At 75.2% G+C, this 23,719-nt stretch carries 12 protein-coding genes; 5 read left to right on the top strand and 7 right to left on the bottom strand.

The genetic code is table 11. The annotated features are described in order from the left end of the window. Positions 1-15: 15 nt before the first annotated feature. The 7 genes from ACFCY1_RS38905 to ACFCY1_RS38875 all read right to left on the bottom strand — a co-directional run bounded on the left by ACFCY1_RS38905 (position 16) and on the right by ACFCY1_RS38875 (position 6,195). Complete coding sequence (locus ACFCY1_RS38905) at positions 16-957, bottom strand: alpha/beta fold hydrolase (RefSeq protein ID WP_375877586.1); 942 nt, start codon at positions 955-957, stop codon at positions 16-18. Beyond that, positions 954-1,913 (bottom strand): 3-oxoacyl-ACP synthase III family protein, encoded by a 960-nt coding sequence (locus tag ACFCY1_RS38900; protein WP_049652421.1) that lies wholly within the window; start codon positions 1,911-1,913, stop codon positions 954-956. Before ACFCY1_RS38900 ends, ACFCY1_RS38905 begins: the two co-directional genes overlap by 4 nt. Beyond that, positions 1,910-2,722 (bottom strand): enoyl-ACP reductase FabI, encoded by an 813-nt coding sequence (gene fabI, locus ACFCY1_RS38895; RefSeq protein WP_198959380.1) that lies wholly within the window; start codon positions 2,720-2,722, stop codon positions 1,910-1,912. Before fabI ends, ACFCY1_RS38900 begins: the two co-directional genes overlap by 4 nt. Next, on the bottom strand, positions 2,722-3,972 hold the full coding sequence (locus tag ACFCY1_RS38890; RefSeq protein WP_375877585.1) for a beta-ketoacyl-[acyl-carrier-protein] synthase family protein: 1,251 nt from the start codon (positions 3,970-3,972) through the stop codon (positions 2,722-2,724). Before ACFCY1_RS38890 ends, fabI begins: the two co-directional genes overlap by 1 nt. After that, positions 3,969-4,223 carry an acyl carrier protein gene (locus ACFCY1_RS38885; RefSeq protein ID WP_049652425.1) on the bottom strand — a complete coding sequence of 85 codons (255 nt, stop codon included), beginning with the start codon at positions 4,221-4,223 and terminating at the stop codon, positions 3,969-3,971. Before ACFCY1_RS38885 ends, ACFCY1_RS38890 begins: the two co-directional genes overlap by 4 nt. An 85-nt stretch (positions 4,224-4,308) precedes the next feature. Beyond that, positions 4,309-5,427 carry a radical SAM protein gene (locus ACFCY1_RS38880; protein WP_375877584.1) on the bottom strand — a complete coding sequence of 373 codons (1,119 nt, stop codon included), beginning with the start codon at positions 5,425-5,427 and terminating at the stop codon, positions 4,309-4,311. A 48-nt stretch (positions 5,428-5,475) separates the two neighbouring features. Then, positions 5,476-6,195 carry a Phenylacetic acid catabolic protein gene (locus ACFCY1_RS38875; protein ID WP_198959381.1) on the bottom strand — a complete coding sequence of 240 codons (720 nt, stop codon included), beginning with the start codon at positions 6,193-6,195 and terminating at the stop codon, positions 5,476-5,478. 385 nt (positions 6,196-6,580) lie between these two features. Here ACFCY1_RS38875 and ACFCY1_RS38870 point away from each other — a divergent pair, with 385 nt between their 5' ends. The 5 genes from ACFCY1_RS38870 to ACFCY1_RS38850 all read left to right on the top strand — a co-directional run bounded on the left by ACFCY1_RS38870 (position 6,581) and on the right by ACFCY1_RS38850 (position 23,689). Next, the gene (locus tag ACFCY1_RS38870; RefSeq protein ID WP_117485585.1) at positions 6,581-7,039 is read left to right on the top strand and encodes a PaaI family thioesterase; all 459 of its coding nucleotides are present in this window, start codon (positions 6,581-6,583) and stop codon (positions 7,037-7,039) included. Positions 7,040-7,188: 149 nt separating this feature from the next. Then, on the top strand, positions 7,189-7,356 hold the full coding sequence (locus tag ACFCY1_RS38865) for a hypothetical protein (protein WP_181970379.1): 168 nt from the start codon (positions 7,189-7,191) through the stop codon (positions 7,354-7,356). A gap of 209 nt (positions 7,357-7,565) precedes the next feature. Further along, positions 7,566-8,831 (top strand): MFS transporter, encoded by a 1,266-nt coding sequence (locus ACFCY1_RS38860; protein ID WP_074003127.1) that lies wholly within the window; start codon positions 7,566-7,568, stop codon positions 8,829-8,831. Positions 8,832-9,023: 192 nt separating this feature from the next. Further along, a complete protein-coding gene (locus ACFCY1_RS38855) occupies positions 9,024-22,214 on the top strand; it encodes a MupA/Atu3671 family FMN-dependent luciferase-like monooxygenase (RefSeq protein ID WP_375877583.1) in 13,191 nt (4,396 codons plus the stop codon). Beyond that, the gene (locus tag ACFCY1_RS38850) at positions 22,211-23,689 is read left to right on the top strand and encodes a condensation domain-containing protein (protein ID WP_375877582.1); all 1,479 of its coding nucleotides are present in this window, start codon (positions 22,211-22,213) and stop codon (positions 23,687-23,689) included. Before ACFCY1_RS38855 ends, ACFCY1_RS38850 begins: the two co-directional genes overlap by 4 nt. Positions 23,690-23,719 lie beyond the last annotated feature (30 nt).

Here is a 23,719-nt window from a genome sequence, read left to right as displayed (position 1 = left end):
TCCTCGGTCTGGTCCCTATACGGTCGGGCGGACGCCGCCGTGCGGAGCCGTGTCCGCCCCGGCTTCGGCGGGCGCGGCACCGCCCGCGGCCTCGGCGGCGGCGAGCATCCACGGGGCGATCCGCTCCACCAGGCCGCGGTTGTGCCGGATCCAGCGGAAGTGGTCCAGCGCCCGGCCGTCCGCCTGCTCGGCGGTGTAGCTCCAGCGCTCCACCCGGGCCGAGGGCAGCTTGGCGCACAGGTGGTCGACGGCCCGCGGCGGGGCGAGCTCGTCGCCCTGCACGTCCACCGCCAGCACCGGCAGGTCGACCCGGGCCAGCGCCCGTTCGTAGTCGGTGACCGCGCCGCGCACCCGGTAGCGGCCGGTGCGCATCTGCCGCGCCCAGTCCCGCATCAGCCGGGGCGACTCCCGGCCGCCGAAGCCGAAGCGCTCGCCCGGCCAGTGGCCGACCACGGCCGAGGCGACGATCGAGAACTGGCTCAGCGCCAGCCGCCGCAGGCCCGCCCGCAGGCCGAAGGTCCGGTACCAGGCCGATCCACTGGCCACCAGCACCGCGCCGGCCAGCCGGGGCCGGAACACCCCGCAGTGCACCAGGCCCAGCTGCCCGCCCAGGCTGTGCCCGAGCAGCAGGCGCGGCGCGCCCGGGAAGGCCCCGGCCACCGCGTCGAGCACCGCCCCGAAGTCCTGTTCCACCAGCTCGCGGAAGCCGAAGGCGACCCCGTGCCGGGGCACCGGCCGGCTCTCCCCGTGGCCGCGCAGGTCGCAGGTGGCCACGCTGAGGCCGGCCGCGTGCAGGGCGCGGACCAGCGGGGTGTAGTGCCGGGCGGCCGTCCCCATCGCCGGCAGGACGACCACCACCGGGGCGGCCGGCTCCGGCCGGGCCAGCGCCCGGACGGTGATCCGGGCCCCGTCCGGCGCGGCGATCTCGGCGATCACGGGGAACCGGGGGGTCTTCACGCCGCCGCCTCCCCGCCGGCGCCGGGCCGCCAGCCGATCACCCCGGCGCCCCAGGTGATGCCCGCGCCGAACGCGGCCAGGCCGAGCAGCTTCGGGCCGTCCAGCAGGCCCTCCTCGCGGGCGTGGGTCAGGCCCAGCGGGATCGAGGCCGCCGAGGTGTTGGCGACCCGGTGGACGTTCAGGTAGAGCCGCTCCGGGGGCAGCCCGACCTCCTTGCCGACCGCGCGCACGATCCGGGCGTTGGCCTGGTGGGCGACGAACAGGTCGAGGTCCTCGCAGGTCAGGCCGCGCCGGGTGAGCACCTCCCGGGTGGCCTCCGACATCTTCTCGACCGCGTGGTCGAACACCTCCCGGCCGTCCATCCGCAGCTTGCGGTCGTCCCGGTCGGCGTAGAGCAGCGGGATCTGCTCGCCGTCGCTGCCGAGCGAGAAGCACGGGTCGGGCGCGCCGGGCACGTCGGCGACCACCGCGGCGCCGGCGCCGTCGGCGAGCAGCACCGCGGTGCCGCGGTCCTCGTGGTCGGTGATCCGGGTCAGCGCGTCGGCACCGCAGACCAGCACCGCCCCGGCCCGGCCGGTCTCGATCAGCGCGGCGGCGTGGTCCAGGCCGTAGACGAACCCGGCGCAGGCCGCGTGCAGGTCGAAGGCGGTGGCCTGCGGCATGCCGAGCCGGGCGGCGACCTCCACCGACACCCCGGGGGTGACCCGGTCGGGGGTGATGGTGGCGACCACGACGTGCCGGATGCTCGCCGCGGTGCGCCCGGAGCTGCGCAGCGCCTGCTCGGCGGCGGCCACCACGAGGTCGGCGAGCCGGCCGTCCGGCGGGAGGAAGCGGCGCTCCTCGATGCCGGTCCGTTTGACGATCCACTCCGGGGAGGCGCCGATCCGCTCGAAGTAGGCGTTGGGGACGACGCGTTCGGGCAGGGCGGCGCCCACCCCGACGATGGCGGGTGTCATGCCGCGCCTCCTTCCGCGAAGGCCGGTCCGGTGCCCATCCGGACGGCGTGCATCCCGCCGTCGGCGTGCAGGATCTCCCCGCTGACGGTGGCGGCGAGGTCGGAGAGCAGGAACAGCACCGGTCCGACCACCACGGCGGGGTCGGTGCGGTCCCAGCCGAGCGGGGCCTCGGCCTGCCAGCGGTCGGCGATCCGGTCGAAGGTGCTGATCGCCTGCCCGGCGACGGTTTCCACCGGGCCGGCCGCCACCAGGTTGACCCGGATGCCGGACGGGCCGAGGTACATCGCCAGGTACCGGCAGACCGCGCCGAGCGCCGCCTTGCTGACGCCCATCCAGTCGTAGCCGGCCCAGGCGCCGCTGGCGTCGAAGTCCAGTCCGACGACGCTGCCGCGCCGCCCGTCCGCGCTGAGCAGCGGGGCGAGCGCGGTGGCCAGCGAGTGCAGGGAGACGGCGGCGGTGCGCAGCGCGAGGCCGGCGGCCTCCGGCGGGGTGGTGAGGAAGTTGCCGCTCAGCGCCGTCTGCTGGGCGGCGGCGACGGCGTGCAGCACGCCGTCGACCCCGCCCCAGCGCTGCTCCAGCTCCTTGGCCAGCCGGGCGAAGTCCTCGGGCCGGGTGACGTCCAGCTCCAGCACCTCGACGGGGCGGGGCAGGACGTCCGCGGCCAGTTCGGTGATCCGCCGGGCCCGGCCGAAGCCGGTGAGCAGGACCTCGGCGCCCGCTTCCTGGAGCGCCCTGGCGGTGTGCCAGGCGATGGAGTCCTCGTTGAGCACCCCGGTGATCAGATAGCGGCGTCCGTGGAAGCCGAGCATCACTCCTGGCCTTTCGTCGTACCGGTCGTACCGGGTGCGTCGGCCGCCGCCAGCACCAGGGCCGCGTTGTGTCCGCCGAACCCGAAGGAGGTGGAGAGCCCGGCCCGCCGGCCGCCGGGCAGGGCGGGGGCGGCGAGCGGGGTGGCGTGGCGGATCAGGTTCAGCGGGCCGAGCTTCTCGTCGGGCTCGCGCAGCCCGACGGTGGGCGGGGCGGTGGCGTGGCGCAGCGCCTGCAGGGTGGCGATGGCCTCCACGGCGCCGGCCGCGCCGAAGAGGTGGCCGGTGCAGGACTTGGTGGAGGAGAGCGGGACGGCTTCGAGGGCCGGTCCGAGCGCCAGGCGCAGCGCCTCGCACTCGGAGCTGTCGTTGAGGACGGTCCCGGTGCCGTGGGCGTTGAGGTAGCCGAGCTGCCCGGGGGCGACGCCGGCCGCGTCGAGCGCCAGGGTGACGGCGCGGGCCGCGGGCCCGCCGGTCGGGTCCGGGGCGGTCAGGTGGTGGGCGTCGCAGGTGGAGCCGTACCCGAGCACCTCGCCGAGCACGGCGGCGCCGCGGGCGGCGGCCCCGGCCTCGGTCTCCAGGACCAGGATTCCGGCGCCCTCCCCGATCAGCAGGCCGTCCCGGTCGCGGTCGAAGGGCACCGAGCGGCCGCTCTCGGAGAGCGCCCCGGCGGTGCGGAAGGCGGCCCGCACCAGCTCGGAGGTGGAGGCCTCGGCGCCGCCGACCACCACGGCGTCGGCGGCTCCGGCGGCGAGCAGCAGCAGGGCGGTGCCGATCGCCTGGGTGGCGCTGCTGCACGCCGAGGCCAGGCAGAGCGCCTCGCCCCGCAGGCCGTGGCGCTGGGCGATCTGCGAGGCCGCGGCGTTGGCCATCATGGCGGGCACCATGAGCGGGGAGACGAACTCCCCGCCCTGCTGCCGGAGCACCTCGGCCTGGGTCTCGAAGCTCGCCGTCCCGCCGAGCGCGCAGCCCACCACGCAGGCGACCCGCTCGGCGGGGTAGGGCGGCGGGCCGTCCGTCCATCCCGCCTGGGCCAGGGCCTCGGCGGCGGCCACGAGCGCGAGCTGGGTGAAGCGGTCGGTGCGGCGGATCTGCTGGCGCGACAGGTGGTCGGCGGGCCGGAAGTCCCGGCACAGCCCGAGCCCGTCGGCGAGCCCGCTCTCGCCGGCCACCGCCCGCCGGTGCAGCTCGTCGGCGCCCACGCCCAGCGGGGTCACCGCGCCCAGGCCCGTGACGACGGCCCGGGGCCTCACTCCAGCCCGGCCTTCCGGCGGCACAGGTCGAGCACCTCGCCGACGGTGTACAGCTGGTCGAAGTCCTTGGGCTTCACCGGGATGCCCAGCTGCTTGCGGATGGACTGGCTGAGCTCGACCATGTCGAGCGAGTCGATCTCCAGCTCGTCCAGGGCGGCGTCGTCGACGATGCCCTCGCGTTCGACGCCGAGGTCGACGAGGGCGTCGACGACGAAGTTCTCGATGGCGGTGCGGTCCAGTGTGTCGGGCATGGCTCTCCTCGTCCGCGCGGGGCGGCGGTGGCGGTGCGGGGGACGTACGGGCGGTGCCGTACGGGCGGCGGGCAGGGGCGCGGGCTCAGAGCGCCGGGCCGGCCTTGGTGGCGTGGTACGGGGACCAGTGCCACTGCTGCCAGTAGCTCTCGGCGATGTCCAGCCACTGCTCCAGCCGGGCGGCGTCGTCCAGGAAGCGGTTGGCGCTGACCACCAGCCAGCTGTAGACGGCCTGGCTGTCCCGGCAGCCGCCGCAGTCGCCGGAGGTGCAGCAGAACTGGAGCGACTCGTAGTCGGCGCCCCAGACGTTGAAGCCGGGGATGACCGGGTTGCCGTTGGCGACGCGGTCCTCGTGCTCGGGGGCGTCGACGCTGAGGCTCGGGCAGACGTCGTAGCCGAACCGGCCGCCCCAGTGCGTCCGGCCGGTGACCAGGGTCCGGATGAAGTACGGGTGGCTCACCACCGCCTGCGGGTACAGGTCCTTGACCCGCTGCGCCTCGTCCAGCACCCGCTGCTCGTTGGCGATCTTCAGCGGGGTCTCGGTGCCGTGCTCGCTGTAGAAGTTGAAGGTGACGATGTTGCCGTTCGCGGCGATCTTCCGCACGGTGGGCTCGATGTGCTCGACCCCGGCCTCGGAGAGCGCGTAGATGAACAGCACCCGCTGGTCGTCGCGGTAGTGCTTGAGCGCGGTGTCGAACAGGCCGGTGAACTTGGAGCCGTTGACCCGGATCGCGCGCAGGTCGTCGTCGAGCGGGCCGCCGCCGAAGATGCTGACCGCGATGGCGATCTTCTCGAAGCCCTGCTTGGGCATCGGGCGCAGGCCGTTGGTGGAGATGGTGATGTACGGCAGCTGTTCGACGAAGGCCTCGACCCGGCGCGGGACGAGGGTGGGCTCGCCGCCGATCAGGGTGGCCTGGTTGACGCCGTCGTCCGCCAGCTTGCGGGCGAAGGCCCGGATGCGGTCCAGGTCGGACAGCTCCTTGACGGCCGTGTCGAAGCCGCCCTCGAAGTACCAGCAGCCCTTGCAGCGGATGTTGCAGGTGTTGGTGAGGTGGACCTCGCAGGAGCGGACCTCGCGCCCCAGCCGGCGCAGCCGGTGCAGGCGTTCGGCCAGGTCGGGCCGGTCGGCGATGAGTTCGGCGGTGCGCGCCTTGGCCTCGCGTCGGCTCAGCGGGCGTTGTTCGATGGTGACGGGTGTTGCCATGGCGATGGGCTCCTCGGGAGTGGCGGGATCGGCGTGCTGCTGTTCCCGCTACTCCGGGAGGCGCAGACCCAGGTTCTTGATGCGCGGGGTGACCTTCTCCCGCCACAGGTCGCAGGCCTCGCCGTTGGTGGTCTGCCGCAGGCCGAAGCGGACGGCCAGCTTGGCGCGCTCGGAGCGCGGGCTGCCGAAGATCCGGATGAAGGTCGGCCACAGCCGGTCCAGGGCCTGCTGGAGCTGCTCGCGGCCGTCGTCGGTGGCGGCGAGGTTGCGGCACACCCGGGCGCCGTGGGCGATGTGCACCTTCTCGTCGAGGATGATCGTGCGCACCGCGTCGGCCCAGGGCCGGTAGCTGCTCTGCGCGAACTCGGAGATCATCACCATCGCGGTCTCCTCGCCGATGTAGGAGAAGATCCCGCGCTCGGCCCAGGTGGTGCAGGTGTGGAACTCCTGGGCGCGGAACAGGTTCCGGTCGGCCAGGGTCTGCTTCTCCATGTAGGTGGTGTCCACGCCGACCTCCGCGAGGACCCGCTTGCCGATCTTGTAGTGGTCGTACTCCTCGGCGGCGCGCTCGGCGCAGACCTGCCGCTCCTCCGCGTCGGGGGCCAGCGGCAGGAAGACCTGCACGTAGTCGTCGCCGCCGGAGAGCTCCCCCTCGGTGTTGACCACCATGCCGCGGATGGCGATCTCCCGGTACTCCTCCGGCATCGCCAGGAACTCGTCGGGAGTACGGACCACCACCGCCTCGTCGTCCAGAATGGAAATACCCATGGCGCAACACCCCGTCTCTGAAGCAGGACATGGTCGGGCATGAACGGGTGGGGGCCCGTTTTCCACCGAGGCCCCTGACGACCACAAGGAAAATGACGCCGCCCCCCAGCGGCCGGCGGAGTTCCGCATCGGCTCCGCTGAACTTCCTCGGAGAGTAGGTGCTGCATTTTGGGCCGAACAAGGTCCCTTACGAATCGTGCCGAGCGGATTCGGCCACCGGACGGCACCGGAGCGGCCGGTTCCGGCCGCCACGACACCGCCAGGACATGCGCAATTATCATGGCCGCAACGGATCTTGGCGGTTGACCACGGCAAACGAAGCTGGCCGGAAGCGGGCCTGGACCGCCCCGGGCGCACCACCGGGCAGACGGTTACGCTGAGCCCCATGACCACCGACTCGAACACGGCGGTCGCCACCGTCGACGTCCTCCTGGGCCCCGATCAGCTCAATGACCTGATCACCGGCCAGTTCCCCGACTACGCCGCCTGCCGGGTGACCGGGGTGGACGGCCGGACCCTCACCATGGCCGTGGACGGCGACCGGCTGCGCACCCGCCCGGGCGGCACCATCTCGGGCCCGGAGCAGGCCGGCCTGTGCGACCTGGCCGCGTTCCTCCTGATCAACGCCCGGCTCGGGCCCACCCTGATGGCGCTGACCAGTTCGCTGCAGATCAGCTTCCTCAACCGGCCGCGGCCCGGGGCGCTGCGCGTGCACGCCAGGACGGCCAAGTTCGGGCGCCGGCTGTGCGTGGTGCTGGCCGAACTGCTGGACGCCGACGACGTCCTGGTGGCCAGCGCCACGCTGACCTACGCGATCCCGCCGGCCCGCCCCGAGACGGCCTGACGGCCCCCTCCCCTCCGCTCTCCGCGCCACGGCTTCGCCCCGCCGCCGCTCCGACCCCGGCGGCCGGACGAATCCGACATCACGAATACGGGGTGGGGTATATTGGCGGCATGGCTCCGCCCCTGGGAGCCCGGAGAACGGAGCACGACATGTGCCGACGAGTCGCCTGCCGCACCTGCGGGAAGCCGGGCTTCGCCGGGTGCGGAATGCACGTGGAGCAGGTCCTGGCCGGGGTGCCGAAGTCCGCCCGGTGCGACTGCGCCGAGCAGGGCCGCAAGGGCAAGGGCTGGCTCGGCAGGCTGTTCGGCCGCAGCTGATCCCACCCCGCGCCCGCCCCCACCCGGAGCACACTCCCGTCCGTACGCCAACAACTGGCCAGCGTGGCGTAAAAGGTGACAGTAAGTCGGCCGAGTTCACGATCTTTCGGACAGGAGACGATCTCGGTATTGATCTACGGACCGGTCACCTCTAGGTTGCGGTGCAATGTCACACTGAGCCGCCCTACGGCGTCCCCGGGGGGAATACCGTGCCGGACACCGCACTGGATGCACCGCAACTCGCCACGACCAAGCTGCCCCGGCCCTTCTACCGGCTGGCCGCGGGCGATGCCCTGAACACCTACGGCAGCCAGCTCGACCTCGTCGCGCTGAGTCTGTTCGCCTACGAGGCCTCCGGGAACGCGCTCGGCACCGCCGGGTACCTCGTCCTGCGACTGTCCGGCGGCCTCGCCGGCGGGCTGGTCGCCGGACGGCTGGTGGCCCGGCTGGACCGCCGGCGGCTGATGACGGGCTGCGCCCTGGCCCAGGCGCTGGCGCTGGTCGTCGTCGCCCTCGTCCCGGCCTCGCTGCGCATCCCCGTCCTCTACCCGCTCGCCGTGGTCCTCGGCGGCGCCGCCGCCGTGGCCGCCGTCGCCCTGCGGACCAGCATCCCCGAGATGGTCGGCGCCGAACGCCGCGCCCGCGCCAACAGCCTGATGGCGAGCTGCCGTTCCACCGCGATGGTGCTCGGCTTCGCCTCCGCGGGCGTGGTGGTGGCCTGGGCCGGATTCCGGGCCGCGCTGCTCATCGACGCGACCAGCTTCGTCCTGTTCGGGGCGCTGGTGGTCCGGCTGCCGCTGCCCACCCGGGCCGCGAAGGCGGAGGAGCCCGCGACCCCGCCGGAGGACCCCGCCCCGACAACCGGCAAGCGCCGCCCCCGCTGGCAGGCCCTGGTCGTCCTGCGGGCCGCCCCCGTGGTGGGCGCCATGGCGGGGATCCGGCTGCTGGACGCCTTCGGCTCCTCCGCCCACAACATCAGCCTGCCGGTCTTCGCCAACCAGTCGTCGCCCGACAACCCGGCCGCCCTGCTCGGCACCTTCTGGGCCACCTGGGCGATCGGCAACCTCGGCGCCCAGCAGCTGGTCTCCCGGTTCATGCTGCGCCGGGGCATCGAGCCCGGCGAGCGCGGCTTCGCGCTGGGCACCTGTCTGATGTCCGCCTGCTTCATCCTGGTCTTCACCGACCTGCCGACCCCGCTCTTCCTGCTGGTCGCGATCGGCGCCGGCCTCGGCGACGGCTTCACCGAGATCTCCTACACCACCCGGATCCAGGCCCTCGCCGACGAGCGGCGCGGCGAGGCCTTCGGCATCCTCACCTCCGCCGAGAACGTCGGCATGGGCACCGGGATGCTGCTGAGCGGCTCGCTGCTCGCGGTGCTCAGCCCGCTCACCGTGGTCGGCGTCTCACACGCCGTCCCGATCGTGCTGGCGCTCGCCTTCCTGGTGATGGTCGCCCGCGCCCGCCGCCGCCGCTGAGCAGACGGCACACCTCCACCCGCCACCGCACACCACCGCACGTCCGCGGACACCTCCGCGCACCCGCGTACCCGCACACCACCGCACACCCGGCGCCCCCGCGCCGTACGCGCCACTCACCTCCGCTCCCCCTCCCTGACCCGGGGCGGCCCACACCCGCGCCCCGGCACCGATCCGAAAGGTGCCGAAATCATGAGTCCCACCGGTCCCGACCACGGCCGGCTGCGCACCCTGGAAGCCCGGCTGCTGCTACGCCCCGAGATCGCCGACTGCGCGCTGCTGCCCGTCGAGCACGAGAACGGCCGCCCCGGCCTGCTGGCCTACCTGGTCCCCGCCGTCGACGGCGATCCCGAGGCCCTGCGCCGCCGGGCCGCCGCGGCGCTGCTGGACGCCGACCCGAGCGCCGAAGTACACCTCCTGGACGGCATCGTCCGCACCCCCGAGGGCGAACCGGACGCCGCCGCGCTGGCCGCGGCGCTCACCCGGCCGCCCACCGAACCCGGCCCCGCCCTGCGCCACCTGCGCGAACTCACCGACCGCTGGCGGCCGTTCGGGGAGGGCCCGGCGACGGCCGGCGCCGCCCCGGCGCGGCCCACGGCCGCCCCCGGGGAGGCCGACTCCGAGCACCCCGACGCCGAGGACCCCGGGACGGAGGCCGTCGGCGCCCCGCTGCCCGCCCCCGGGCCGGACGCGCCCCGGACACTGCCCGAGGCGCTGCTGCGCGCCGCCGAACTGCACCCCGACCGCGGACTGCACCTGATCCGGGCGGGCGGCGAGGCCACCAGGATCACGTACCGTCAACTCCTCGGCCGCTCCCGCGAGATCCTCGCCGTGCTGGCCGCCGCCGGGCTGCGGGCCGGGGACCGGGTGATCCTCCAGGTCCCGGAGCCCGAGTACTACTTCCCCACCCTGTGGGCCTGCTTCCTGGGCGGGATGCAGCCGGTGACGGTCGCCCGCCCGCCGGACTACCACGAGCGCAACCCCGTGCTGGAGAAGCTCTGGCACGCCTGGCAGACCCTGGAGGAGCCGCCGGTGCTCGTCTGCGGGCCCGCGGTGGCGGGCCTGGAGCGGCTCGGGGAGCTGTACCCGGCGCCGGGCCTGCGGGTGATCGCGGTCGACCGGCCCGCCGAGGGCGGGCTGCCGGACGGCCCCGCCCCCGAGCACGCCCCCGTCCCCGCCGACGTCGCGATGCTCCAGCTCTCCTCCGGCAGCACCGGACGCTCCAAGGCGGTGCAGATCACCCACCGCGGCATCCTGGAGTACGTGGCGGGGGCCGTCGCCCAGGGCACCGAGCCGGGCGACGGCACGGTCAACTGGCTGCCCCTGGACCACGTCGCCGGACTGCTGATGTTCCACCTGCGCGACGTGGTACTGGCCGCCGACCAGGTGCAGATCCCCACCGAACTCGTGCTCGCCGACCCGCTGGTCTGGCTGGACGCGCTGGAGCGCTACCGGGCGGCGCACTCCTGGTCGCCCAACTTCGGCTTCCGGCTGGTCGCCGAGGCCGTCCGGGCCGCCGGGCCGGACCGCCGCTGGGACCTGTCCTCGGTCAAGTCGCTGATCAACGCCGGGGAGCAGTGCACCGAGGCGGTGATCGACGAGTTCCTGGCCGCCACCGCCCCGTTCGGCGTCCGCCCCGGCCACGTGCTGCTGGCCTGGGGCATGGCCGAGACCTGCACGGCGATCACCTACAAGCGCTACGACGAGGACGGCGCCCGCCGCCTGGTGCGCACCGACTCGCTGACCGGCCGGCTGGAGCCCGCGGACCCGGCCTCGGCGGAGCGCGGCACCGCCTTCCTCAGCATGGGCCGGCCCGCACCCGGCACCCGGATGCGGGTGGCCGACGACGCCGGACGGGCGCTGCCCGAGCTCCGCGTCGGCCGGCTCCAGGTCCACTCCGGCCGGGTGACGCCGGGGTACCTGAACAACCCGCCGGCCAACCAGGAGGCCTTCGTCGGCGACGACTGGTTCGACACCGGGGACCTGGCCTTCCTGGTGGACGGCGAGGTGGTGCTCACCGGCCGTCGCAAGGAGATCATCATCGTCAACGGCGTGCACTACTTCTGCCACGAGCTGGAGGACGTGGTGGCCTCCGTGGCGGGGGTGCGCTCCGGGCACGTCGCGGCCTTCGGGGTGCCGGACGAACGCACCGGCACCGAGCAGCTGGTGATCGCCTACGTCCAGAGCGATCCGGACGCGCCCTCGGCGCCGGTCGCCGCCGAGGTGCGGCAGCTGCTGGCGGCCCGCCGGCAGCCGGCCCCCGCCCTGGTGCTGCCCGTCCCAGTGGCCGACTTCCCGCGCACCACCAGCGGCAAGATCCAGCGCACCGCGCTGCGCGGGAGGCTGCTGGAGGGCGAACTCGACGACCACATCGTGGCGTTGGACCTGGCCGAGGCCAACTCCCGGACGCTGCCGGACTGCGTGCGGCGGCTCGGCTGGGAGGCCCGCCCGGTGGCGGCGGCCCCGGCCTCTTCGGCGGCCTCTCTGGCCGAGGAAACGATCCTGCTGCTCGGCCCGTCCGGCCCCGGCACCCTCACCGAGGCCCTGGCCGCCGCCCTGCCGAACGCCCTGGTGGTGGACCGCCCGCCGACCGCCGACCCCGAGGACTGGCTGCGGGCCCTCGGCGACCGGACGGCCGACCGGCTGGTCTACCTGTGGAGCGCGACGCCCGACACCCCGGACCAGGCGCCGGACGAGGCACTGCTCGCCCTGCTGCGGGCGCTCCCGACGCGGGCCCCGGTCCGCGAGCTGGTCTCCGTCAGCGCCGGGCTGCACGCCGTGCTCCCCGGTGAACTCCCCAGCCCCCGGGCGGCGTTGACTGCCGCACTGACCGCCGGGGCACGGGCCGAGCAGCTGGTGCCCGGCGCGCGGCACCTCGACCTGCCGAATGACGCGCCGGTCGCGGAGCAGGCCGCCGCGCTGCTCGCCCTGCTCGCCGACCCCCGCCCCGAGCCCGAGTCCGCCTGGCGCGCCGGCCGCCCCTGGGCCCCCCGGCTGGCACCGGCCGAGGCCGCCCCCGAACCGGCCGGGGAAGGCTGCTCACTGCTCACCCCCGGCGCCCGCTACCTCGTCACCGGCGGCCTCGGCGGAATCGCCGCCGAGCTGCTGCCCGGACTGCTGCGCGAGTACGGCTCCCGGCTGCTGATCGTCGGCCGCAGCGACCTGGACGCCCCGACCGCCGAGGCGGCCGAGCGCCGGGCCGCGCTGCGCCGACTGGCCGCCCAGGGCGGTCAGGTCACCTACCACCAGGCCGATGTGACGAACCGTCAGCAGCTGGCGGAGGTGCTCGCCGAGGCCGAGCGCGAGTGGCAGGCACCGCTGGACGGCGTGCTCCACCTGGCCGGCGGCTACCGGCTCACGCTCCTCACCGACACCGGTACCGAGGACTGGCGCGAGGCCGTCCGGACCAAGGCCGAGGGCACCGACCACCTCATCGAGCTGGTCCGCCGGCGCCCCGGCGCCCAGTTCGTCGCCTTCTCCTCGATGATCGGCCTCCAGGAGGCGGTCGGCTCCACCGGGTACGCCGCCGCCAACCGCTACCTGGAGAGCACCGTCGAGCGGCTGCGCCGGGAGACCGGCACCCCGGCCTGGACGATCTCCTGGGGCCTGTGGAGCGGGGTCGGCATGAACCGCGACACCGAGAACGAGCAGGCCGCCGCCGGCCGGGGCATCGCCGTGCTGAGCGCCGCGCACGGCCGCCGGCTGGCCGCCCTGCTGCTGGCGGGCGCCCCGGGCCACCGGTACGCCGGTCCGGACCCGAGCTCCCCCGCCGCCCGGCGCCGCCTGCTCGCCACCGCGCCCCGCCCGGTGGCCGCCGCAGCGCCGACGCCGGTCACCGCCGAGCCGGCCGCCCGGCCCGCCGCGGCACCCGGCCCCGGGCACACCGCCCCGTCCGGGCTGCGCCGGCTGGTCCTGGACGCCTTCGAGTCCGTCCTCGACACCCCACTGGACCCGGGCCGCCCGCTCGCCGAACTCGGCATCGGCTCCCTCCAGTTGATGCGGGTGCACGGCGCGCTCAGCGCCGCGCTGCCCACGCCGCCGGCGCCCACCGAGCTGTTCCGGCACCCCACCGTGGACGCCCTGATCGCCCACCTGGCCGCCGAGCCGGCCGCGCCCACCACCGCGGCCGCCGCCCCCGTCGCCGGGCCGGGCGACGACCGCCGGGTGGCGATCGTCGGCCTGGCGCTGCGCCTGCCGGGCGCCGACACCCCCGAGCAGTACTGGCGGAACATCGTCGAGGGCGTCCGGAGCACCACCCGGTTCACCGAGGAGGAGCTGGCGGCGGCCGGACTGCGCCCGGAGGAGTACCGCCACCCCGACTTCGTCCCGGTCACCGGCGCGCTCACCGGCACCGACGAGTTCGACGCCGAGGCCTTCGGCATCAGCGGCGCCGAGGCGGCCCTGATGGACCCGCAGCAGCGCCTGCTGCTGGAAATCTGCCGCCAGGCCCTGGAAGACGGCGGCTACGACGCGCCGGACCCGGAGCGCCGGGTCGGCGTCTTCGCCGGCACCGGGATGACCCTGTACGCGCTGCGCACCTACTACCAGCACACCCTGGCCACCACCGCCGACCCGTCCGAGCCGGTCGCCGCCCTGCAGACCGCGATCGGCAACCAGGCCGACTTCGCCGCCACCCGGGTCGCCTACCGGCTGGGCCTCACCGGCCCGGCGATCGGCGTGCAGACGGCCTGCTCCACCTCGCTGGTCGCGGTGCACCTGGCCGTCCAGTCGCTGCTCTCCGGTGACTGCGAACTGGCCCTGGCCGGGGCCGCCGCCCTGCACATCCCGCAGGCCGCCGGCTACCGCTACGAGGAGGGGTCGATCCTCTCCCCCGACGGCGCCTGCCGGGCCTTCGACGCCGACGCGGGCGGCACCGTCGGCGGCAACGGCGTCGCCGCCGTGCTGCTCAAGCGCCTCGACCGGGCGCTGGCCGACGGCGACACCGTGCACGGGGTGATCCTCGGCTCGGCCGTCAACAACGACGGCGGCCGGAAGGTCGGCTACACCGCGCCCAGCGTCGACGGGCAGGCGGCCGTGGTCGGCCGGGCCCTGGACCTGGCGGGCGTGCCGGCCGACAGCATCGGCTACATCGAGGCCCACGGCACCGGCACCCCGCTCGGCGACCCGATCGAGTTCCGGGCACTGGCCCAGGCCTTCCGCGCCCGGACCGAGGCCGCCGGATTCTGCTCGCTCGGCTCGGTCAAGCCCAACATCGGCCACCTGGACACCTGCGCCGGGATGGCGGGCCTGATCAAGGCGCTGCTGGTGCTGCGGCACGGCACCATCCCCCCGCTGGTGAACTTCACCAGCCCCAACCCCGCGCTGGAACTGGCCGACAGCCCGTTCCGGCTCGCCGCCGAGCGCCGGGACTGGCCGGACGGCCCCACCCCGCGCCGGGCCGGGGTCAGCGCGCTGGGCGTCGGCGGCACCAACGCCCACGTGGTGCTGGAGCAGGCGCCCGCGGCCCCGGCCGTCGAACCGCGACCGGCGCCGACCGTCCTGCCGCTGTCCGCCCGCACCGCCCAGGGGCTGACCGAACTGGCCGGGCTGCTCCGCGACCGGCTGGACGCCGAACCCGCCCTCGCGCCCGGCGACCTGCCGCTCACCCTCGGCGCCGGCCGGCGCGCGCTGCGCCACCGGCTGGCCGTCACCGGCCCCGACCCGGCCACCCTGCGCAAGGGCCTGGACGCCTTCCTGGCGGGCCGGACCACCGCCGGCGCGGCCCACCGCGAGGTGGGGCGCGGCGAGGTCCTGCCGGTGCTGCTCTTCACCGGCCAGGGCGCCCAGTACCGGGGCATGGCCGCCGAGCTGTACCGGGCCTTCCCGGTCTTCCGCGCCGTCCTGGACGAGTGCGACCGGCTGCACCGCGAGAACTGGGGCGAGCCGCTGCTGCCGCTGCTGCTCGACCCCGCACCACAGGGCACCGAGGACAGCTGGACCACCGAGGCGGCGCAGCCCGCGCTGTTCGCCCTCCAGGCGGCCTACCTGCGGCTCTGGCAGGAGCTCGGGCTCCGTCCCGCCGCCGTCGCCGGGCACAGCGCCGGGGAGTACGCGGCCTTCCACGCGGCCGGCGCGCTCGACCTGGCCGACGGCATGTTCCTGACCGCGCTGCGCGGCCGGCTGATGCACCGGCTGACCGAACCGGGCGCCATGACGGTGGTCTCGGCCGGCCTGGACCGGCTGGCCGGGCTCGGCGACTGGCTGCCCGGCGTGGACCTGGCCGTGGTCAACGGCCGGGGCCAGTGCGTGCTGGCCGGCCCGCCCCGCGAGATCGCCGCCGCCGAGGCCGTGCTGGCCGCCGACGGGGTGACCACCGAACGGCTGGCCAGCGACCGGGCGTTCCACTCCCGCCTGCTCGACCCGATGCTCGACCCCTTCCGCGACCAGCTGGCCCGGCTGCTCCTGCGGCCGCTGGCCGTCCCGCTGGTCAGCAACCTCGGCGGCGAGGTGCTGGCCCCCGGGACCGTCCCGACGCCCGAGTACTTCCTCCGGCAGACCCGGGAGACCGCCCGGTTCGACCAGGTCCTCGCCGCACTGGACGGGCAGGGCCACGAGCTCTTCCTGGAGATCGGCCCGCACCCGACGCTGACCGGCATGGGCCGCCGGGAGCTGCCGGAGCGCCACTTCGTCGCCGGCGGCCGGCGCGGCGCCTCCCCGGAGCAGCAGTTCGACACCGCCGCGGCCGCGCTCTGGTCGTACGGCGTCCCGCTCGACTGGGCCGGCTTCGCCGCCGCCCGGGACTGGCCGGACGGACCGGCCCGCCGCGTCCCGCTGCCGACCACCGTCTTCCAACGCCGCCGCCACTGGTTCACCGCCCCCGACCGGCCGACCACCGAGGACCCCGCCATGCGCCAGGACCCACCCCAGCAGACCGCTCCGGCCGCTGAACCGGCCGCCGCACTTGCTGCCTCACCTGCTGCTACACCCGCTGCTTCACCGACCCCGAGCCCCGAGGAGCTGGCCGGGCAGGCCGTGCTGCGGGAGGTCGTCGAGCAGACGGCCCGCCAGCTCGGCTACGACGAGGCCTCGGTCGGCACGGACGAGCCCTTCTTCGACCTGGGCGCCGACTCACTGTCGATGATCAACATGATCCGGGACCTGGAGCGCGCGTTCCGGGTCCGGGTGTCGATGCGCGAGCTGTTCGAGGACGCCGACACCCCGGCCCGGCTGGCCGGGCTGATCGCCTCCCGGCTGGAGCCGGCCGTGCTGGCCACGCTGCTGCCGGCCGCCGAGCCGGAGCCCGTGGCGGTGCCCGAGCCCGTGGCAGCACCGGTCGCGGCTCCAGCCCCGGTCGTCCAGGCCGCCCCGGCCCCGGCCGTTCAGGCCCCGGTTGTACAAGCACCGGCCACCCAGGCGCCGCTCGTCCAGGCCCCGGCTCCGCAGCCCGTACCCGCCGCGCCCGCACCCATGCCCGCCGCCCCGCAGGCCCCCGCCGCACTGCCCCCGGTCACCGACGGCACCGGCCTGATCGAGCGCCAGCTCGCGCTGCTCGGCCAGTTCTCCGACCTGATGCGCGACCAGCTCGGCCTGCTGGCCGGCGGCGCGCCCGCGCTCCCCCCGGCGCCCGTGCCCGCGGCCCTGCCCCCGGCCGCCGTACCGGCCGCCGTGCCGCTCCCGACGCCCGCCGCCGCATCCGCTGCCGTCGCTCCCGTCGCCGAGGCACCCGCCACCGAGAGCCCGGCCCCGGCCGCCCCGCAGGTGCACGGCCCCCGGGTGACGGTCTCCCGCGAATCCGGCATGGCCGCCGGCGGCCTGACCGACCAGCAGCGCGCCCACGTGGACGAGCTGGTCGACCGCTTCACCGCCCGCACCACCGCCTCCAAGGCGATCACCCGCCGCCACCGCCGCACCCTGGCGGACAGCCGCGCCGTGGTCGGCTTCCGCTCCGGCACCAAGGAGATGCTCTACCCGCTGGCCGCCCGCCGGGCACGGGGCTCCCGGCTGGAGGACGTCGACGGCAACCCGTACGTCGACATCACCATGGGCTTCGGCGTCCTGCTCTTCGGCCACGACCCGGAGTTCGTCTCCGAGGCCGTCCGCGAGCACCTGTCCTCGGGCCTGCGGCTGGGCCCGCGCGGCCCGGAGACCGGCGAGGCCGCCGAGCTGCTGGCCGAGCTGACCGGCACCGAGCGGGTCGCCTTCGCCAACTCCGGCACCGAGGCGAACGCCGGGGCGATCCGGCTGGCCCGCGCGCACACCGGCCGGGACAAGATCGTCATGTTCGAGGGCTCCTACCACGGCCACTCCGACCAGACCCTGGGCCGGACGCTGGGCCGCGGCGCCGACCGGGAGACCGTCCCGGTGTCCATCGGCATCCCGGGCAGCGCGGTCGCCGACCTGCTGGTGCTGCGGTACGGCGACCCGGAGAGCCTCAAGGTCATCGAGGAGCACGGCGACCGGATCGCCGCCGTCCTGGTCGAGCCGGTGCAGAGCCGCCACCCCGGCCGCCAGCCCGTCGACTTCGTCCGCTCGCTGCGCGAACTGACCACCCGGCTCGGCATCGTGCTGGTCTTCGACCAGATGCTCACCGGCTTCCGCCCGCACCTGCGCGGCGCCGAGGGCTTCTGGGGCGTCACCCCGGACATGTCCACCTACGGCAAGGTGCTGGGCGGCGGCTACCCGATCGGCGCGATCGCCGGACGGGCCGACATCATGGACGGGATCGACGGCGGCCACTGGGACTACGGGGACGACAGCTACCCGCCCAAGGACACCACCTTCTTCGGCGGCACCTACATCCAGCACCCGCTGGCGATGACCGCCGCGGGCGCGGTGCTGCGCCACCTCAAGGCGGCCGGCCCCGGCCTCCAGGAGCGGCTGAACGCCCGCACCGACGAGCTGGCGACCACCCTGAACACCTTCTTCGAGGAGGAGGAGTTCCCGCTGCGGCTGGCCCACTTCGGCTCGCTCTTCCGGTTCGAGCCCCGGGCCGACATGGAGCTGCTCTTCCCGCACCTGCTGACCCGCGGGGTCTACGTGTGGGAGTGGCGCAACTTCTTCCTCTCCACCGCCCACACCGACGGCGACCTGGAGTTCGTGGCCGACGCGGTCCGCGAGTCGCTACGCGACCTGCGGCGCGGCGGCTTCTTCCCGGCCTCGCCCGGCGTCCGCCTGCCGGCCCCGCGGCCGGCCGCCGAGCTCCCGGCGCCCGCCGCGACCGTACCCGCCGAGACGGTGGGCGGCGCCCCCGCCCCGGCGCTCCCGTACGAGCCGGTCAGCGACCCGCAGCGGCCGGTGGACTTCAGCCTCTACTTCTTCGGCGACTACCCGCTGGACTCCCCGGACGACGAGAAGTACCGCATCGTCCTGGAGAGCGCCCGCTTCGCCGACCGGCACGACTTCCACTCCGTCTGGCTGCCGGAGCGCCACTTCCACTCCTTCGGCGGCATCTTCCCCAACCCCTCGGTGCTGGCCGCCGCCCTGGCCCGGGAGACCAGCCGGATCCGGCTGAACGCGGGCTGCGCCGTGCTGCCGCTGCACCACCCGGTACGGGTGGCCGAGGAGTGGTCGGTGGTCGACAACCTGTCCGGCGGCCGGGTCGGCCTGGGCTGCGCGAGCGGCTGGCACCCCAACGACTTCCTGTTCTTCCCCGAGCGCTACGGCAGCCACAAGGAGCTGATGCACCGGCAGATCGACACCGTCCGGTCGCTGTGGCGCGGCGAGCCGTACCAGGGCCGCAACGGCAACGGTGAGCCGATCGAGGTGACCCTCCACCCGCGCCCGCTGCAGGACCTGCCGCCGATGTTCACCGCGATCGTCGGCAACCCGGACAGCTTCCGCGAGGCGGCCCGGCACGACCTCGGCGTCATCACCAACCTGATGACCCAGGACGTCGCCCAGCTGGCCGAGAACATCGCCGTCTACCGGCGCACCCGCGCCGAGCACGGCCTCGACCCCGAGGCCGGCCGGGTGGTCGTTCTGGTGCACACCTACCTGGGCACCGACCTGGCCACCGCCCGCGAGCAGGCCTACCGGCCGTTCTGCCACTACCTGCGCTCCTCGCTCTCGCTGTTCGGGCAGATGGCCAACAGCCTGGGCCTGACCCTGGACTTCGCGAACGCCCGCGAGGAGGACCTGGAGTACGTGCTGGAGCGCGCGTACGAGCGGTACTGCGCCTCCCGCGCGCTGATCGGCACGCCGGAGACCGTCCAGGGGGTGCTGTCCGAGCTGCGGGCGGCCGGCGCCGACGAGATCGCCGCCTTCGTGGACTTCGGCCTCTCCCCCGAACTGGTGGCGACCGGGCTGCCGCAGCTCGACGCCCTGCGCCGGGACACCCTGCGCGGTGCCCAACTGTCGTACGCCCAGCAGCGGATGTGGTTCCTGCACCGGATGCTGCCCGACGGCGGCCAGTACAACGAGGTCAAGGCGATCGCCCTGGACGGCCCGCTCGACCCCCAGGCGCTGGACACCGCGCTGCGCCGGCTGGTCGAACGCCACGTGGCGCTGCGCACCGTCTTCCGGGAGCAGGACGGCGAACCGTTCCAGCAGGTGCTGGCGCCGCCCGCCGGCCCGGTCCTTCAGCGGATCACGGCCGACCCGGCCGCCGAGGACGCCGTCGCCGACCTGGTCGCCGCCGAGGGCGCGCACCGCTTCGACCTGGCCGAGGGCCCGCTGTTCCGGGCCCTGCTGCTGGAGCAGGCGGCCGAGCGGCACGTCCTGGTCCTGTCGATGCACCACATCGTGATCGACACCCTGTCCACCGTGGTGATCACCCGCGAGCTGGGCGAGCTGTACCTGGCCGCCCAGGAGGGCCGGGCCGCCCACCTGCCGGTGCTGGCCACCGGCCCGGCGGCCGAGGCCGCCCGGGAGCGGGCCCGGGTCGCCGAGGGCGAGTACGACGAGAGCCTGGCCCACTGGCGCAAGGTGTTCGGCGGCGGCGACCTGCCGGTGCTGGCCCTGCCCACCGACCGGCCGCGCCCCGCGGTGCCGGACGGTCGCGGCCGCTCCTTCGTCCACCACCTGCCCGCCGAACTCTCCGACGGCCTGCGGGAGTTGGCCCGGTCCAAGCGCTCGACCCTGTTCATGGTGCTGCTGACCGGCTTCGCCGGCGTCCTGCAGCGCTACGCCGGCCAGGACGAGATCGTGCTGGGCACCCCGGTGGCCAACCGGGCCGAGGGCACCGAGGACCTGGTCGGGTTCTTCGTCAACACGCTGGCGCTGCGCCTGGACCTGTCCGGCGAGCCGGCCTTCGCCGAGGCGCTGGGCCGGGTCCGGTCCACCGCCCTGGACGCCTACGAGCACCAGCAGCTGCCCTTCGAGGTGCTGGTGCAGGAGCTGAACCCGCAGCGCGACACCAGCCGCAACCCGCTGTTCCAGGTCATGGTCGAGTTCGAGAACCACATGGTCTTCGAGCTGGACCTGCCCGGGGTGACGGCCCGTCCGCTGGACCACGTCGCCGACCGCGCCGCCTTCGACCTGACGCTCTTCCTGACCAGCCTGCCCGACGGCATCCGCTGCCACGTGGAGTACGCCGACACCCTGTTCGACCGGGCCACCGTCGACCGGCTGCTCGGCGCCTTCGAGCGGCTGCTCACGGCCGCCGTCGCCGACCCGGAGCGCCCGCTCGCCGAACTGGCCGTGGCGCCTGCCGACACCGCCCTGGAGTGCGGGCCGGCCGCCGCCCAGGACCCCGAGCACCCGCTGGCCACCATCGCCGCGACCGCGGCCGAGCGGCCCGAACAGACCGCGGTGGTCGCCGCCGACGGCAGCGAGACGGACTACCGGACGCTGCTGGCCCGCTCCGAGGACCTGGCCGGCCGGCTGCTCGCGGCCGGCGTCCGCGAGGGCAGCCGGGTGGGCGTGCTGCTCCCCCGCTCGCTGGACCTGGTGGCCGGGCTGCTCGCCATCCTGCGCCTCGGCGCCGTCCACGTCCCGGTCGACGTCCTCCAGGGCCCCGAGCGCTGCCGGCTGATCGTCCAGGACAGCGCGCCGGTCGTCCTGCTCACCACCACGGACGACGCCCCGAAGGAGCTCGGCCTGACCGTACCGACGGTGCTCACCGGCACCGCCCCGGCCGACGCCGACCCCGCCGCGCTGCCCCCGCTGCCCGCCCCCTCGGCACAGGCACCCGCGTACCTGCTGTACACCTCCGGGTCCACCGGCCGCCCCAAGGGCGTGCTGATGCACTCGCTGGCCCTGGCCCACTTCGTGGCCTGGAACGTCGCCGACCACCCCGCGGCCCGCACCCTCCAGTACGCCTCCTGCGGGTTCGACGTCAGCGTCCAGGAGATCCTCACCACGCTGGCCGGCGGCGGCACCCTGCTGCTGATCGAGGAGGAGACCCGCTACGACGTGACGGCGCTGGCCGCCGTCGTCCGGGCCACCCGGGCCGAACGGGTCCACCTGCCGTACACCCCGCTGGCCGCACTGGCCGACGCGCTCGGCGAGGAGCCGGTGCCGCACCTGCGGGAGCTGATCTCGGGCGGCGAGCAGGTGCTGCTCACCCCCGGGCTGCGGGCCTTCCTGGGCCGCAACCCCGGCTGCCGGCTGGTCAACCACTACGGCCCGACCGAGACCCACGCGCTGACGGCCGGTGAGATCGAACCGGACGGCCCGGAGTACGCGCCGATCGGCCGCCCGACCCCGGGCAGCCGGATCGTGCTGCTCGACGCCTCCGGACGCCGGGTGCCGCCCGGCGCGGTCGGCGAGATCCACGCCCTCGGCGTCCAGGTCGGCATCGGCTACATCGGCCGCGACGAGGAGAGCGCCGCCGTCTTCACCGACACCCCCGACGGCCGCAGCTACCGCACCGGCGACCTCGGCCGCTGGCGCCCGGACGGCCGCCTGGAGTACCTCGGCCGGGCCGACCGCCAGGTCAAGGTGCGCGGCTACCGGGTCGAGCCGGGCGAGATCGAGACCGTGCTGCTGGGCCTGCCCGGCGTGCACGCCGCCGCCGTGACGGCACGCCGTACTCCGGCGGGCACCGTGCTCGCCGGGTACGTCGGATGCGCGGCCGCCGACCTGCCCGGGATCGCCGACCGCCTGGCCGACCTGCTGCCCGACTACATGGTCCCGAGCCTCTGGGCCACCGTCGACACCCTGCCGTTCACCCCGCACGGCAAGCTGGACACCGCCGCCCTGCCCGAGCCGCGCCCGCTCGGCGCGGACGAGCCGCAGGCCGCCCCGGCCACCGGGCTGGAGCGCAGCCTGCAACAGCTCTGGGAGGAGGAGCTCGGCCGCCCCGCCGGGGTGGAGACCTCCTTCTTCGACCTCGGCGGGCACTCCCTGGCCGCCACCCGGCTGCTGAACCGGGTCCGCGAGGAGACCGGCGTGCGGATCGGCGTGCTGGACTTCTTCCGCCGCCCGACCATCCGCGCGATGGCCGCCCACCAGCCGGCCGCCGAGCAGGCCCCGGCCCCGGCCTTCGAGGAGGGCACCCTGTGAGCACGGCGGAGGAGAACGAGGAGGGGTGGGCGCGGCTCCTCAAGCTGCTCGACGAGCGCGAGATCGTGCTGCGCACCACCGGTGAGAAGCTCGGCTACCTGGCCCCCGCGGGCGCGATGGACGAGGAGGTCACCGGCCTCGTCCGGGCCCACCGCGACCGGCTGCTGACCACCCTGACCGGCGACGGGGCGGCGCTGTCCGCCGCCCCCGCCGGGGTGACCCAGTGGCGGCTGCGCAAGGCCCACCGCGCGGCGGCCGATCCGGCGGTGTGGAACATCACCCACCGGATCACCCTGCGCGGGCCGCTGGAGCCCGAGCGGCTGGCCACCGCGCTGACGGCGGTGACCGAGCGGCACGAGAGCCTGCGGACCCGGTTCCTGGAGAGCGAGCTCGGGGGGCTCCAGCAGGTGCTGCCGAACACCCCGCTGGACGTCCCGGTCGACGACCTGCGCGGGCTCGCGCCCGCCGAACGGGACGCGGCCCTCGCCGCGGCCCTGGAGGCCGAGGTCGCCCGCCCCTTCGACCTGACCGCGCCCCCGCTGCTGCGCGCCCGGCTGCTGCGCCCGGCGGCGGAGGAGTGGGTGCTGCTGCTGACCATCCACCACATCGCGGTGGACGGCTGGTCGCTGGCCACCGTGCTGGCCGACCTGAGCGCGCTCTACCGTACGGGCGGGCCGCTGCCCGGGGAGGCCGGCCGGATGACCGACCACGCCTGCTGGGAGCGGACGGTGGTCAACCGGGCCTCCATGGCGGCGGCCGCCGACCACTGGGCCGAGGTCCTCGGCGGCGCCTCGCTCGCGGCGGACCTGCCCACCGACCGGCCGCGTCCCGAGCAGCGCTCCGGGCTCGGCGAGACGGCCGAGTTCCGGGTCCCGGCGGCGGTGGCCGAGGCGGTCGGGCGCTACGCCGCCGCCCGTTCCACCACCGCCTCGGCCGTCGTCGTCGCCGCCTTCGCCCGGCTGCTCGGCTCGCTCAGCGGCGCGTCGGAGACACTGATCCTGCTCTCCAACGCCAACCGCAGGCGGCCGGCCGACGAACGGGTGGTCGGCCTGCTCACCAGCAGCATGCCGATCCTGGTGCCCACCCGGAGCGAGAGCGGCTTCGGGGCCCTGGTGGACCACGCCGCCGAGGCGATCGCCTCCGCCCTCGACCACTCCCTGATGCCGTTCGGCCTGCTGGTCGAACCGCTGCGGGAGCGCGGCGTCCCCATGCCCGTCGGCTACCCGCAGGTCGTACTCGCCGTCCAGAGCACCCCGCCGATCGGCCTCGACCTCCCCGGCCTGACCGCCGAGATCGAGGACATCCCCGGCCACTCCGCCCGCGCCGACTGCGCGTTCTCGCTCACCCCGGACGCCGACGGCTACCTCGGGCAGGTCGAGTACGACGCCGACCTGTTCGACCCGGGCACCGTCCGGGGCTGGCTGGACGCCCTGGTCGCGGACCTGGCCCGGCAGTTGGAGGTCCCGCTCGGGTGACCGAACAAACCCGGAGGCCCCGGTGGGCGG

Source organism: Kitasatospora sp. NPDC056273 (assembly GCF_042268845.1).
Classification (GTDB): Bacteria; Actinomycetota; Actinomycetes; order Streptomycetales; family Streptomycetaceae; genus Kitasatospora.
This window is presented reverse-complemented; position numbering and strand designations above follow the sequence as displayed.

What these genes read in the sequence shown, in the direction of transcription:
- ACFCY1_RS38900 (WP_049652421.1), bottom strand. Translation starts at nt 1,913, where the DNA reads ATGACACCCGCCATCGTCGGGGTGGGCGCCGCCCTGCCCGAACGCGTC.
- ACFCY1_RS38865 (WP_181970379.1), top strand. Translation starts at nt 7,189, where the DNA reads ATGTGCCGACGAGTCGCCTGCCGCACCTGCGGGAAGCCGGGCTTCGCC.
- ACFCY1_RS38875 (WP_198959381.1), bottom strand. Translation starts at nt 6,195, where the DNA reads ATGGGTATTTCCATTCTGGACGACGAGGCGGTGGTGGTCCGTACTCCC.
- fabI (WP_198959380.1), bottom strand. Translation starts at nt 2,722, where the DNA reads ATGCTCGGCTTCCACGGACGCCGCTATCTGATCACCGGGGTGCTCAAC.
- ACFCY1_RS38855 (WP_375877583.1), top strand. Translation starts at nt 9,024, where the DNA reads ATGAGTCCCACCGGTCCCGACCACGGCCGGCTGCGCACCCTGGAAGCC.
- ACFCY1_RS38870 (WP_117485585.1), top strand. Translation starts at nt 6,581, where the DNA reads ATGACCACCGACTCGAACACGGCGGTCGCCACCGTCGACGTCCTCCTG.
- ACFCY1_RS38885 (WP_049652425.1), bottom strand. Translation starts at nt 4,223, where the DNA reads ATGCCCGACACACTGGACCGCACCGCCATCGAGAACTTCGTCGTCGAC.
- ACFCY1_RS38880 (WP_375877584.1), bottom strand. Translation starts at nt 5,427, where the DNA reads ATGGCAACACCCGTCACCATCGAACAACGCCCGCTGAGCCGACGCGAG.